The following is a 13,340-nucleotide window of genomic DNA, read 5'->3' as shown; positions in this document are numbered from 1 at the left end:
TAACTTGATCAATGGCAAAATCACTTCCCCCCCTGACCTGGTTCCGATCCTTCGAGGCGGCGGCCCGGACCCTGAGTTTTACCGCAGCGGCCGAGGAAATCGGCCTGACCCAATCGGCAGTCAGTCAGCAGGTGAAATCCCTTGAGATGCGTCTGGGGACAGCGCTTTTCATAAGGCATCCGCGCAGTCTGGCCCTGACGGATGCAGGGCGGAAACTGCTGCCCGAAGTCGGCAGTGCGCTTGAGGCGCTTGCCGCCGCCGCCGGAAGGGCCGACGCTAGCGCACCAGGAGATGTCCTGACAGTGGCCACATCTGTCAGCGTCGCGCAATGGGTCATCGCCCCAAACCTCGCGGACTTCACCACCCGCAATCCAGAGATCAGCGTGCGGCTGCTCAGCGCAATCTGGCCTGACGATTTTAACGCGTCGCAAGCTGACGTTCAGGTCAGGTTCGGATCGGAAAAACAAGTGGGCAGGGGGGGCGAACGTTTGCGGCCTGACAGGCTTGTCGCTCTCAAGGCGCCGACGCTTGCAGGGGATCCGTTTGACCTTCCCCTGATAGAGGCAGTCGGCACGTCAAGCGGATGGAAGACGTGGTTCGACAAGCAGGGCGTGCAGCGGCAGCCTGCCGTTTTCGTCGATACGTTCGGCATGGCGCTTCAATTGGCGGTTCATGGCAGCGGGGTTGCCCTGATCAGCGAGTTTCTGGCGAAACATGCGATGATAACCGGTCTTGTCGAAAGCGCACATGACAGCACTGTCGACTGCAACGAAGGGTATTATCTTTCAGCTGACGCCAGCAATCCGGCGGCCGCATTGTTTCGTGACTGGTTGCTTGAACAGATACGTGTTTGATCAGGCGCGGGCCTAGGATCGTTCGTGCACCACTCAGGGCTTGACGAATACTTTGCGTGGTCGTTTGCACAGACACTCTGCGGGGCCGTTTTCAGTGATCAGGATGGATTCGGTGATCGCAAGCCCCCAATCATCCATCCAGAGCCCGGGCATGAAGTGAAATGTCATGCCAGATTCGAGGATCGTATTGTCTTCTTCCCGCAGCGAGATCGTGCGTTCGCCCCAGTCCGGAGGATAGCTGAGGCCGACAGGATAACCACAGCGGGCGCCGCGTTCGATCCCCGCACGTTCGAGAGGCGCCGCCAGCGCTTTGGCAATATCTTTTGCGCGATTGCCGGGGCGCGCAGCCTCCAGACCCGCTTCCAACCCTTCAACCAAGGCCGCCTCAGCCCTTTTGAGATAATCAGGCGGTTGACCCAGAAATACCGACCGGCAGAACGGAGCATGATACCGGCGGTAGCAGCCGGAGAGCTCGAAGAAGGTGCATTCGCCCGATTTGAACACATCTCCATTCCATGTCAGATGCGGCGCGGCGGCGTCTGACCCTGACGGTAAAAGTGGGACGATGGCTGCGTAATCCCCCCAGTCATCACCGACGCCCGTTATCGCGTCATGGTAAATCTGTGCGACCAGCTCGTTCTTGCGCAGGCCGGGTTCAACGCGCTCAAGCACGCCGTCAGTCACAAACTCTGAAATCCGGGCCGCCTTGCGCATCAGGGCGATTTCTTCGTCAGATTTCACGACCCGTTGCCAGTTGACCAAGGCCGTTGCATCGATCAGGGTTGCCCCGGGCAGTTCCGTCGTCAGAGTAATATGGGCTTTGGCCGAATAGTAATAATTGTCAAGTTCCACCCCAATGCGGCTTTGGCTGTGTCCGCAGTCCGCAATAAGTTTGGCCAGATCCTGCATTGGATGCCGCGTGGTCGACTGCACGAAGTGATCCGCGTATCCAAAAACCCGATCGTCCCCCATCCACACCGTGCGCAGCGCACCGTTTGCATCCTGCCGGCGCCCCCACCAGATCGGGTCCGCGTCAAGAAAGATCAAGGCACCCTGGTGAACGTAAAAAGACCAGCCCTCATACCCGGTGAGCCATCCAATGTTCGAAGGGTCTTCGACAAAAAGGCAGTCAATTCCCTTTGCGGCCATCGCCTGTCGGGTCTTGGCAAGACGGCGATCATATTCCGCCCGGCTGAAAGCTGGATCAGAGTGGGTCATTGGCGCCTCCGGTCAACAAAAGACTTTGGTTGACAGAACCCTACCGATCCGCTCACGTCAACGAACGAAAATTCAGGGGGGCTGCATGAAAACCGATATCAATCCGCACCGAACGGGCCAAAGCATCGGGCCATTCAAGCGGTGTCATTTCCACGTTTCAGGCTGCATGCGGCGCCCCACCTCTGAGGTCGCCGGATGAGAGGGTTCGAGCCAGCAGAATTCTCAGCGCGCACCGAACGCGCACAGGTGATGATGAATGCCGCTGGCCTGTCGGCGCTGCTGCTGACCACGGAAACCGACGTGCGTTATTTTACCGGATACCTGACCAGATTCTGGGAAAGCCCGACTCGTCCTTGGTTCCTGATCCTGCCTGCGGTTGGTAAACCGGTTGCAGTCATCCCCTCGATCGGCGCCTCGTTGATGGGGCAAACCTGGATCGATGACATTCGAACGTGGAGCTCACCCGATCTTCAGGATGACGGCGTCTCGCTTTTGACGGACACCCTGACGGAATTGACACCCCCCAAAGGCCGTATCGGAATGCCCGATGGTCACGAGACGCACGCGCGTATGCCCATGTCGGATATTGAACGCCTGCGAAACAGGCTCGGTTCGCGCCACATCACCGGAGATCACGGTATTTTGCGCCAACTTCGCATGGTCAAATCCGAGGCGGAAATAGCTAAAATCGAAACCGCATGCGCCATAGCCGGTCGAGCCTTCGCCCGGGTTCCCGAGGTTGCTCGGGTCGGCGTGCCTTTGGATGAAGTATTTCGCGGTTTCCAGATACTCTGTCTGGAAGAGGGCGCGGACTGGGTGCCGTATCTCGCAGGTGGGGCAGAGCAGGGCGGTTACTCTGACGTGATTTCTCCGGCGTCGTCGTCCCCCTTGAAGGCTGGCGATGTACTGATGCTTGACACCGGCTTGGTCTGGGATGGCTATTTCAGTGACTTCGACCGCAACTGGTCTGTCGGCCCGGCAAGTCCGGACGTGAAATCTGCTTACGCCAGGCTGATTGAGGCGTCGGATGCTGCATTCGAAATCGCGCGCCCCGGCGCCACCGCAGCAGAGTTGTTTCATGCCATGAACACGGTGCTGACCAAGGCGTCCGAAGGCACAGATGCCGGTCGGTTGGGGCATGGGTTGGGAATGTCGCTGACCGAATGGCCGTCGCTCATCCCGACGGACCAGACCGTTCTTGAGCCGGGCATGGTGCTGACCTTGGAGCCGGGCATTGCCGTTGGTGGCAAGATCTTGGTTCACGAAGAAAACATCGTCGTAACAGACGATGTTCCGCGCTTTATCAGCCCGCGTATCGGGCCGGAGATGATCCAGCTATGACCTACGTGCCATACACGCTTGACGAGGACGACCCGCAAGCCCCGCCGCTTGGATTGATTGTTCTTCAGGTCGACGAGACGATTGAGCCGGAGTTCGGCAAGATTTTCTCGGACCGGAAAAACCCGTTGTATGTAACACGGATACCCAGCGGCATTGAAGTGACACCAGAAAGTCTGGCCGAGATGGAAGAGGCCCTGCCGGCGGCGGCAGGGTTGCTGCCCAGCGCGCGTCCTTTCGAGGTGGTGGGTTATGGCTGCACGTCCGCAAGTTCCGTCATTGGTTCAAAACGTGTGGAGGAACTTGTCAAACAGTCGTGCAATACAAAAGAGGTTACGAACCCTTTGCGCGCGGCCACGGCCTGCGCCGCGGATCTTGGGGTGTCCAGGTTTGCGTTGCTGTCGCCTTATGTCGAAGAGGTCAACGCACCGCTGCGTGCCGCGTTTTCGGAAAACGGGATAACCATGGATGTTTTCGGGACATTCGGGCAGGCCGAAGAGGCAAAGGTTGCTCGGATTTCTGTGCAGTCGGTGATCGAGGCCGCGACGAAACTGGGATCTGATCCATCGGTCGAGGCCGTTTTCCTCAGCTGTACCAACCTGCGCACGATTGAAGCGATTCCTGAGATTCGCAAGCGGATCGGTAAGCCAGTTCTTTCAAGTAATCAAAGCCTTGCATGGCATATGCGCCGCCTCAATCTTGCTGATTGAAACAGCAGAAATGACATGAAAATTCGCAAAAGCGTCATCTATTGTTGCCAAGTGCCCACTGCATGGTCTTAACTGCTGACTACAGATCAATGAAATCCGCAACACTCGGATAATCATTTGACGCAACAGGGGGTCTTGTGACCGACACAAATACCGATGCCGCGTTTGTTGAATTTCAACGCGTACAAAAATCTTATGATGGCGAGAATCTCGTCGTCAAAGATCTCAACCTTGCAATGCCAAAAGGCGAATTCCTAACCATGCTCGGGCCGTCCGGGTCTGGAAAGACAACCTGCCTGATGATGCTTGCCGGATTCGAAACCGCCACTCATGGCGAAATCCTTCTTGATGGGAAGCCCATCAACAATATCCCTCCACACAAGCGTGGGATTGGCATGGTCTTCCAGAACTATGCCCTGTTTCCCCACATGACAGTGGCCGAAAACCTCTCGTTCCCCTTGGAAGTCCGCAAGTTGGGCAAGTCTGAACGGGATGAAAAGGTACAACGTGCCTTGGACATGGTTCAGATGGGGGCGTTTGGAGGCCGGCGCCCGGCTCAGTTGTCTGGCGGTCAGCAACAACGAATAGCCTTGGCGCGCGCCTTGGTTTTCGAACCCGAACTGGTGTTGATGGATGAACCACTGGGCGCACTGGACAAGCAGCTGCGCGAGCATATGCAGTTCGAAATCACACGTCTTGCGCACGAATTGGGAATCACTACGGTTTATGTGACCCACGACCAGACCGAAGCATTGACGATGTCGGATCGTGTGGCCGTGTTCGACGATGGCCGCATTCAGCAGCTTGCACCGCCTGATCAGCTTTATGAAGAACCCGAAAACAGCTTTGTTGCCCAATTCATCGGGGAAAACAACACTTTGGAAGGTGTCGTTAAATCGATTGATGGCGACACATGCCTTGTCCAGCTGGACGATGGGTCTGAGATCGACGCGGTTCCGATCAACGTTCACAATCCGGGCGAAAGGACAAAGGTGTCAATCCGGCCTGAGCGGGTGGAATTCAACAAGGATCGCTTGCACGCCGATGCTCATACGCTGAAAGCGACTGTCAAAGAATTCATCTACATGGGTGACGTATTCCGTTTCCGCATGTGCGTTGCAGGAAATGATGAGTTCATCGTCAAGACCCGGAACGCGCCAGATGCCGTCCGCCTGACCCCCGGTCAGGAGATCGAGATCGGCTGGCTGGCCCAGGATTGTCGTGCGCTCGACGCATAGACCAAGCTGCGCGAAACAAGCACAGCTCTATCAGAGGGACCGGCTGATGAAGGCCCGTGCATCAGCTGACCACACATATAAACGGGACTAACTGGGAGTTATTTACACATGAAAGCAACCAAAACCCTTCTGACAACGGCCGCCGTCGCCATTGCGGCGGGTGGTGTTTCGGCCGAGGAAATGACCATCGTTTCCTGGGGCGGGGCCTATTCCAAATCGCAGTTGAAGGCGTATCACGAGCCCTATTCGGAAAAGACCGGCGTCACCATTCTGAACGATGACAGCTCGAACGAGGCGGTGGCCAAGCTGCGCGCGATGAACGAAGCGGGGAACATCACCTGGGATGTGGTCGATGTCGTGGCGTCTGACGCGATCCGCTTGTGCGACGAAGGTCTGGCGATGGAAATCGACCATGACGCGATGCTGGCCCCGGCGCCCGATGGCACGCCGGCATCTGAAGACTTCGGTGATCTGATCGTCAGCGATTGCTACATCCCGAGCATCGTGTATTCGACCACGTTCGGATACCGCACCGATTTGGTTGGTGACACGCCGCCGACGGACGTCTGCGCCGTCTTTGATCTGGAAACCTATCCGGGCAAACGTTCGCTGGAGAAACGCCCCATCAACAACATGGAATGGGCACTGATCTGCGACGGCGTTCCCAAGGACGAAGTTTATGACGTTCTGGCCACTCCGGAAGGTCAGGATCAGGCTCTGGCCAAGTTGGACACCATCAAAGACAGTGTTGTTTGGTGGTCCGCCGGTGCGGACACACCCCAGCTGCTGGCCGACGGCGAGGTCATCATGGGCTCGACCTATAACGGTCGTCTGTTCAGCGTGATCGAGGAGCAGAACCAGCCCGTCGCCATGCTGTGGGATGCGCAGGTTTTCGATATTGACGGCTGGATCATCCCCGCCGGTCTGAGCGAAGAGCGTAAGCAACGCGCGCTGGATTACCTCCGCTTTGCGACCGACACCCAGCGTCTGGCGGATCAGGCCAAGTACATCTCGTACGGCCCGGCCCGTGCATCGTCGGCTCCGCTGGTGGGTGAGCATGCCGAACTGGGTATCGATATGGCGCCCCATATGCCAACCGATCCGGAAAACGCCAAGAACACGTTCCTGTACAATTACGAGTTCTGGGCGGATTACCGTGACGACATCGACGCCAAATTCCAGGCGTGGCTGGCGCAATAAGCCGGTTTTGAATTGGTGACACTGTCAGGGGCGGGAAACTGCCCCTGACCCAGGAAAAGCCAAGGGACAACAATGACTGACGCCACCCAAAACGCGGGCCCCATGCTGGCCGCTGATGGAACACCGCTCAAGCAGTCGCTGGCGCGCTCTCTACGCAGGCAGAAGCTCCGGGCGTTGATGTTGATTGCGCCGCTTCTTCTTTTTGTCCTGTTTTCATTCATCGTTCCCATTGCATCGATGTTGTTTCGGTCCGTTGAAAACAGCATCGTGTCCGACACACTTCCCTTGACCGTCAAAGCCCTGAACAACTGGGACGAACAGTCGGGTGAGTTGCCGGGCGAGGATGTTTACGAGGCCTTTGTCCGCGACATGATCGTCGCGATTGACAACAAAGAACACACAAGGCTCGGTTCGCGTTTGAACTACGAAGAGACTGGCATGTCTTCGATGTTCCGCAGGTCTGGGCGCCAGATCAAAAAACTGGATCCTGAAACGGATGGGCCGTTCAAGGAAACATTGATCGAGATTCATGACGGATGGGGAGATCCGCAAACCTGGCGGGTGATCAAGACCCACTCACCTGTGATTACCAATGGTTACTTCCTGAATGCCGTCGACATGCGCAGAACCCCGGAAGGCGCGCAGGCTCAACCCGAAGACAAGCAAATCCTGATAAAGCTTTTTGGACGTACTCTGTTCATGTCGCTCGTGATTACGGGTGCTTGTATCCTGCTTGCTTACCCTGTCAGTTATCTGTTGGCGACGCTGCCTATGCGGGTATCTAACCTGTTGATGATACTGGTCCTTTTGCCCTTCTGGACGTCCCTTCTGGTGCGAACCTCCGCTTGGAAGGTCATGTTGCAGCAACAGGGGGTTATTAACGATACCCTCGTTTGGCTGGGGCTGGTCGCTGATGATGCTCGCCTTATCATAATCAACAACCAGATCGGCACTATCGTCGCGATGACCCATATCCTGCTGCCCTTCATGATCCTGCCCATGTATTCGGTGATGCAGACCATTCCGCCGTCTTATACACGCGCGGCCAAATCCATGGGTGCAACGAACTGGACGACGTTCTGGCGCATCTACTTCCCGCAATCCGTGCCCGGAATCGGTGCCGGTTCGATCCTCGTGTTCATTCTGGCGATTGGGTACTACATCACGCCCGAGATCGTGGGCGGCACAAAGGGTGTCTTCATCTCGAACCGGATTGCCTATCACATCTCGTCCTCACTGAACTGGGGGCTGGCCGCGGCCTTGGGTACGATCCTTCTGGCGGTCGTGCTGTTGCTCTACTGGGTCTACGACAAGATCGTGGGCATCGATAACGTGAAGTTGGGATAATCAAGATGGCAGCACTGACACCGATATCCCGCAAACCCATGTCCATGGTTTTGCCCAGTGTCGCACTTGCCGGGGCATTTGCCGGCATTTTCGTCGGGGCCGGAAATGGTTCGGTCCTTCTGGGCATACTGGGCGGGGCTGTCCTGATCGCGGGGCTGGCCTGGGTCTACATAAATATCGTGAAGAACGAAAACCTCGCACGCTGGATCAATATCATCGGGTTCGGCGTCATAGGTTTCATAATGGCCGGTCTGATGGGCGGTGTATTGGGCCTGCTCGGCGGCTGGTTTTTCGCCTGGTTTATCTATTGGTTGTACGAGGGGCGGTATCGGCGCAAGCTGCTGCCGTATCTCACGGCACAGCAGGTTTTCTATCACTACCTGTTTCGCGTGATCTGTGGTGCGATCTTCGTGTTCCTGATCACGCCGATTCTGGTGGTGTTGCCGTTGTCTTTCAACGCGCAGGATTTCTTTACCTTCACGCCCGAGATGCTGCGGCTTGATCCCGAAGGCTATTCGCTGAAGCATTACCGTGATTTCTTCACCAACAACGAATGGCAGCGCAGCTTCAAGAACTCGCTGATCATCGCGCCGATTGCGACGGTTATCTCGGTAACGTTGGGAACGCTGGCCGCGATCGGGCTCAGCCAGTCTCACGTTCCCGGACGCCGTGCGATCATGGGAATTCTGATTTCGCCGATGATTGTTCCGCTGATCATCTCGGCGACGGGTATGTTCTTTTTCTACAGTGATATCGGGCGTTTCCTCGAAGGAACACTGGGCATGAACAAGAACTTCGTAGGCTATCTGAAAGTTATCCTGGCCCACGCAGTGCTGGGTATTCCCTTTGTGATCATTACCGTGACGGCAACACTGGTGGGCTTTGATCGATCTCTGACGCGGGCGGCAGCCAATATGGGCGCAGGGCCGGTGCGGACCTTCTTCAAGATACAGATGCCGTTGATATTGCCGGGCGTAATCTCGGGCGGCCTGTTTGCCTTCATCACATCGTTCGACGAAGTGGTCGTGGTCTTGTTTGTGGGATCCTCATCGCAAAAGACGTTGCCGTGGCAGATGTTCACCGGCCTGCGGGAACAGATCAGTCCAACCATTCTGGCGGTTGCGACAATCCTCGTGGTCCTGTCCATTGCCCTGCTGACGACGGTCGAACTGTTGCGGCGCCGGTCGGAGCGTCTGCGAGGTCTTTCGCCCGCTTGACGCAGCAAACCGTCTGATCTAACGGTTCACCTGTTCATCTCTGCCGCGATGGCGTCGCGGCGACTACGGAGGTGATCGGCTCTCGGACCCCGAGACCGCCTGTCCTGAACGCCGGGACATGTGGCCGGGAGATGCACGCCCGGCATAGATGAGAGACCAAGGATGACTGACATTTCTAACCGCCCTCAGTTCTTCACCTGCCACAATGGCGACAAAGCCCCGTTGCCTTTCAGCAAATCTGAGTATGACCGCCGTCTTGGCAAGCTGCGCGCGATTATGGCCAAGCGGGATATCCCGGTGGTGCTGCTGACATCGATGCAGAATATCGCCTATTATTCGGGCTTTCTATACTGTGCGTTCGGGCGCCCTTATGGCTGTGTTGTAACCCAAGACAACTGCACCACCGTTTCGGCCAATATTGATGCCGGGCAACCCTGGCGCCGGTCGGTTGAAGACAACGTGATTTATACTGACTGGAAACGCGACAACTACTGGCGGGCAGTTGCGAGCCTGATCGGGAATGCAAAGCGGATCGGCATCGAAGGCGACCACATGACGCTTGCAGCGCGGGACACGGCGCTGAACATGCTGGGCGAGCCAGAATTGGTTGACATCGCGGCCGACACCATGGCCGCGCGGATGATCAAATCCGCTGAAGAAATCGAATTGATCAAGGGAGGAGCGCGCACGGCCGATGTGGGTGGTGCTGCGATCCATGCCGCAATCCGCGAAGGAGCAACCGAAATCGAAATCGCGATGGCTGGTCGAGACGCGATGGAAGTGGAAATCGCGCGAGCCTATCCGGATGCTGAATACCGTGACACATGGGTTTGGTTTCAATCGGGTTTGAACACCGACGGCGCGCATAACCCGGTCACCAAACGCGCGTTGCAAAAAGGCGATATACTTTCGCTGAACACCTTTCCGATGATCTCGGGCTATTACACCGCCTTGGAGCGGACCCTGTTCCTGGGCGAGCCGGATGCCGACAGTCTGCGCCTGTGGCAGGCCAATGTGGCCGCGCATGAACTTGGCCTGAGCTTGATCAAACCCGGTGCCACCTGTTCCGGTATCACCGCCGAGATCAACCGGTTTTTTGCCGACGAAGGCCTGCTTCAATATCGTTCCTTCGGCTATGGGCACTCGTTTGGTGTTCTGAGCCACTACTATGGTCGCGAAGCCGGTTTGGAACTCCGTGAAGACATCGACACAGTGCTGGAACCCGGCATGGTGGTCTCGATCGAGCCGATGCTGTGGATCCCCGAAGGCCAGCCCGGTGCAGGCGGTTACAGGGAACACGATATTCTGGTTGTGGGCGAAGACGGAGCCGAAAACATCACAGGCTTCCCCTACGGGCCGGGACACAACATTATCGACTCCTGAGGTTTGGGGTGGAGCTTCTGCTCCACCCGCTTTTACGCGCGTCGGGCACGTTCGTGAAAAATGAAACCCAGAAAATTCAACAGCAGCTGTGCCGCCAGAATCTGAGTGCTTTCAGTGGGGTCGTAGGCGGGGGCCACCTCGACCAGATCGATGCCCACCACGTCGCCCCTTTTCGCCAGTCCCTGAAGGATTTCCAGAACGTCATAGTACAAGAACCCTCCGTGGCTCGGAGTGCCGGTTCCTGGCGCGATCGAGGGACAGAACGCATCGATATCGATCGTTACATAGTACCGTTTGCTTTCGGGAATGCGGTCAAGAACAGCCTCTGTTCCCAATCTGCGAACCTGCCGCACGGACAGGATGTCCGATCCGCGCGCACGCGCGTCGTCATACCCTTCCTTGGCGGTGGACGACACGTTTCGAATGCCCAGCTGGGTCATCCCTGAAACATAGTCTTTCTCGATCGCGCGGCGCATGGGATTTCCGTGCCCGTTGGTGACGCCGTGACGTTCATCCACAAAATCCAAATGCGCATCGATTTGAACAACATGGATCGGGCCGTTTTCAGCGCAGTGGCTTTCAAATGCGGAAATGCAGGGGATGTTGACCGAGTGATCACCGCCAATCACCAGCGGAAGTGCCCCGGCCTCGAGAATTCTTTGCACGCCAAAGGCTATGTTCTTGTGGCTCGTCTCGGTCTTGGTGTGGACAATATCCGCATCGCCCAGGTCGACGATCCGAACCGAACTGTCCAGATAGGTCGCGTCATCCTCATGATCATAGGCGCCGGCATGGCCAAAACTGAAAAGGGTCGATGCCTCTCGCACGGCCCGAGGACCAAAACGCGCGCCGGGGCGCCATTGGGTTCCAAAGTCGAACGGCGCGCCGAGCACGCAAACGTCAGCCTCGATTCTGTCCCAGTTCTCGACATATGGAGATTTTGCGAAGGTCGATATTCCGACAAAAGGAAGATTCAGTCGCCCGGACGCATATCCATGTTCCTGCACTTTGGGTCCTTTCGATTGTTGTGCCGTTTTCCTGCATGTGAACATGAGGACACGCCGTTTTGAAACCAAATTCTCTTTGAACGGCGGATTTTGGGGGACCAGAGGAAATTTTCTTCCAGAAGGGCGGGCTGGCTTGCGTTCAAAGCTGATCCGGCCCAGCCCATCAGAGCGCTTCAAGATCAGTCAAAAGATAATCCCGCTGATGGTGTTGCCTTTCCTTCATTTCCCATACCCAAAGAACGTATGAAAGATCCCCTTCGACCTCAGCGGTGCTCTGGCAGATTTTCCTTTTCAGCAAGACGGTTTTTGACCCGTCTGGGCCAGAAAATCATAAGCGTTAACAAAAATATCGATTTGATATAAAGTTGTGGGGTTATTGATTGGTAACGCGCGGGTATTCGTGTGGCACAGACACTTTATGAGAAATATGGCGGTTTCAAAACGATCAGCCGGGTCGTGATGACCTTCTATGAAATGGCGCTGGATTCGGATGAGATCGGCCATCATTTCGAAGACATTGATATGCCGCGCCTGATCGACCATCAAACCAAGTTCGTCTCGTCCTTGATTGGTGGGCCCGCATCTTTCAGTGATGACAGGATCGAAGCAGTTCATCGGCATCTGAACATTTCGCACAATGAGTTTGACGTCATGGCCGAGCTGTTTGGCGACGCGCTAAGTCAGCATGGCATGTCCGACGGAGACATCAAAACTGCGCTGACCGCAATCGAAGGCAAACGTTCGATCATAGTCACCCGGAACGCGGCATGAGCATTCTGGCGATAAACGAGCAATTGCTACGTGCGATCGGAGTCGGCGTCGCCGTGGTGCGCGCATCCGACCTGCAATTCGTGTTTCACAACGGGCCTTTCACAGAATGGTTCGGCACTCCTGAAAAGGGCAGCACCTTAAGCGACGTTCTGCCGGATCTCGACCCCAAGGAACTGGAGGATGTAAAGCAGTCCGGCCTTCGGTACTCGGTCGAATTGCAGATAAAGCCGAAACGCAGGACCTTGATCTTTGCAGTCGCTGTCTCACTGGCCAATGGCTTGTCCGAGCAGGTGCTGATTGTGGAATGTCAGAACATCACTCGCATTCGCGAATTGGAAAGCATGATCGACAGCTATTCCACCATGGTCGAGCGCAACACCCGAGAGCTTGAGCGCGAAAAGGAAAGAGTGGAACGCCTGTTGCTGAACCTGATGCCCCGAGCCGTGTATGAAGAGTTCAAGACGTTCGGCGTTGTCACACCGCAGCTGTATCAGCAGGTTTCGGTGGTGATGCTGGATTTTGTCGGGTTCACGGATTTTGCGGCCAAGACCGACCCGACGGTCACCTTGAGTGAACTGAACGACATCTTCACGGCTTTCGACCGGATCGTGGAACAATTCGGGTGTGAGCGGATCAAAACGATCGGTGATGCTTATCTGGCCGTGTCAGGCATGCCCGATCCAACACCGGATCATGCGACCGCCGTGGCGCATTGTGCGGTAAGGTTCCTGCGCTATCTCGAACGCCGCAACGAAAGCCATCCGCATAAGTGGCAGGCGCGGATCGGATTGGGGATGGGTGCGGCGGTTGGATCGGTCGTTGGCATTCAGAAATATGTCTATGACGTGTTTGGCCCTGCCGTAAACATCGCGTCCCGGTTGCAGGTCTTTGCCAACCCCATGAACATCGTGGCCCCGGAAGAGATGAAATATGCCTTGATTGACGAGTTTCAGGTCTCGGATCTGGGGTGCGTTGATATCAAGGGCATGGGTGAGATGGATCTGATCAACGTGACATCGGGCTTGAGTATGCCTCAGGGCAGCCGTTCGTTCTGACC

At 56.4% G+C, this 13,340-nt stretch carries 12 protein-coding genes; 10 read left to right on the top strand and 2 right to left on the bottom strand.

Going from position 1 to position 13,340, the window contains the following annotated elements; all coding sequences use genetic code 11:
- Positions 1-11 precede the first annotated feature (11 nt).
- A complete protein-coding gene (locus I9184_RS06200) occupies positions 12-854 on the top strand; it encodes a LysR family transcriptional regulator (protein WP_171723389.1) in 843 nt (280 codons plus the stop codon).
- A 33-nt stretch (positions 855-887) separates the two neighbouring features.
- Here I9184_RS06200 and I9184_RS06195 read toward each other — a convergent pair whose 3' ends face one another.
- Complete coding sequence (locus I9184_RS06195; protein WP_209833284.1) at positions 888-2,072, bottom strand: M24 family metallopeptidase; 1,185 nt, start codon at positions 2,070-2,072, stop codon at positions 888-890.
- 195 nt (positions 2,073-2,267) lie between these two features.
- On the opposite strand from I9184_RS06195, the gene I9184_RS06190 reads away from it, so the two are divergent.
- The 7 genes from I9184_RS06190 (at position 2,268) to I9184_RS06160 (ending at position 10,505) form a co-directional block, all read left to right on the top strand.
- The gene (locus tag I9184_RS06190) at positions 2,268-3,413 is read left to right on the top strand and encodes a Xaa-Pro peptidase family protein (protein ID WP_209833282.1); all 1,146 of its coding nucleotides are present in this window, start codon (positions 2,268-2,270) and stop codon (positions 3,411-3,413) included.
- Positions 3,410-4,120, top strand: a complete 711-nt coding sequence (locus I9184_RS06185) for an aspartate/glutamate racemase family protein (protein WP_209833281.1) — start codon at positions 3,410-3,412, stop codon at positions 4,118-4,120. Before I9184_RS06190 ends, I9184_RS06185 begins: the two co-directional genes overlap by 4 nt.
- A gap of 137 nt (positions 4,121-4,257) precedes the next feature.
- A complete protein-coding gene (locus I9184_RS06180; protein ID WP_209833280.1) occupies positions 4,258-5,358 on the top strand; it encodes an ABC transporter ATP-binding protein in 1,101 nt (366 codons plus the stop codon).
- Between the two features lie 108 nt (positions 5,359-5,466).
- Positions 5,467-6,558: an extracellular solute-binding protein gene (locus I9184_RS06175; RefSeq protein WP_171632876.1), complete on the top strand. Its 1,092-nt coding sequence runs from the start codon at positions 5,467-5,469 to the stop codon at positions 6,556-6,558.
- A gap of 72 nt (positions 6,559-6,630) precedes the next feature.
- The gene (locus I9184_RS06170; protein ID WP_209833279.1) at positions 6,631-7,905 is read left to right on the top strand and encodes an ABC transporter permease; all 1,275 of its coding nucleotides are present in this window, start codon (positions 6,631-6,633) and stop codon (positions 7,903-7,905) included.
- A 5-nt stretch (positions 7,906-7,910) separates the two neighbouring features.
- Entirely contained in the window at positions 7,911-9,122 is a 1,212-nt protein-coding gene (locus tag I9184_RS06165) for an ABC transporter permease (protein ID WP_171723384.1), read from the top strand.
- A 162-nt stretch (positions 9,123-9,284) separates the two neighbouring features.
- Positions 9,285-10,505 (top strand): aminopeptidase P family protein, encoded by a 1,221-nt coding sequence (locus I9184_RS06160; protein WP_209833278.1) that lies wholly within the window; start codon positions 9,285-9,287, stop codon positions 10,503-10,505.
- Positions 10,506-10,537: 32 nt separating this feature from the next.
- Here I9184_RS06160 and speB read toward each other — a convergent pair whose 3' ends face one another.
- Positions 10,538-11,512: an agmatinase gene (gene speB / locus I9184_RS06155; protein ID WP_209833277.1), complete on the bottom strand. Its 975-nt coding sequence runs from the start codon at positions 11,510-11,512 to the stop codon at positions 10,538-10,540.
- A 402-nt stretch (positions 11,513-11,914) separates the two neighbouring features.
- Here speB and I9184_RS06150 point away from each other — a divergent pair, with 402 nt between their 5' ends.
- Together I9184_RS06150 and I9184_RS06145 are read left to right on the top strand one after the other, a co-directional pair.
- On the top strand, positions 11,915-12,283 hold the full coding sequence (locus tag I9184_RS06150) for a group 1 truncated hemoglobin (RefSeq protein WP_152457802.1): 369 nt from the start codon (positions 11,915-11,917) through the stop codon (positions 12,281-12,283).
- Positions 12,280-13,338: an adenylate/guanylate cyclase domain-containing protein gene (locus I9184_RS06145; protein ID WP_171632863.1), complete on the top strand. Its 1,059-nt coding sequence runs from the start codon at positions 12,280-12,282 to the stop codon at positions 13,336-13,338. The genes I9184_RS06150 and I9184_RS06145 overlap by 4 nt, the downstream gene beginning before the upstream one ends.
- The last annotated feature ends 2 nt before the right edge of the window (positions 13,339-13,340 follow it).

The organism is Ruegeria sp. HKCCE3926, from assembly GCF_017872515.1.
GTDB lineage: Bacteria > Pseudomonadota > Alphaproteobacteria > Rhodobacterales > Rhodobacteraceae > Ruegeria.
This window is presented reverse-complemented; position numbering and strand designations above follow the sequence as displayed.

What these genes read in the sequence shown, in the direction of transcription:
- I9184_RS06200 (WP_171723389.1), top strand. Translation starts at nt 12, where the DNA reads ATGGCAAAATCACTTCCCCCCCTGACCTGGTTCCGATCCTTCGAGGCG.
- I9184_RS06195 (WP_209833284.1), bottom strand. Translation starts at nt 2,072, where the DNA reads ATGACCCACTCTGATCCAGCTTTCAGCCGGGCGGAATATGATCGCCGT.
- I9184_RS06190 (WP_209833282.1), top strand. Translation starts at nt 2,268, where the DNA reads ATGAGAGGGTTCGAGCCAGCAGAATTCTCAGCGCGCACCGAACGCGCA.
- I9184_RS06185 (WP_209833281.1), top strand. Translation starts at nt 3,410, where the DNA reads ATGACCTACGTGCCATACACGCTTGACGAGGACGACCCGCAAGCCCCG.
- I9184_RS06175 (WP_171632876.1), top strand. Translation starts at nt 5,467, where the DNA reads ATGAAAGCAACCAAAACCCTTCTGACAACGGCCGCCGTCGCCATTGCG.
- I9184_RS06170 (WP_209833279.1), top strand. Translation starts at nt 6,631, where the DNA reads ATGACTGACGCCACCCAAAACGCGGGCCCCATGCTGGCCGCTGATGGA.
- I9184_RS06165 (WP_171723384.1), top strand. Translation starts at nt 7,911, where the DNA reads ATGGCAGCACTGACACCGATATCCCGCAAACCCATGTCCATGGTTTTG.
- I9184_RS06160 (WP_209833278.1), top strand. Translation starts at nt 9,285, where the DNA reads ATGACTGACATTTCTAACCGCCCTCAGTTCTTCACCTGCCACAATGGC.
- I9184_RS06145 (WP_171632863.1), top strand. Translation starts at nt 12,280, where the DNA reads ATGAGCATTCTGGCGATAAACGAGCAATTGCTACGTGCGATCGGAGTC.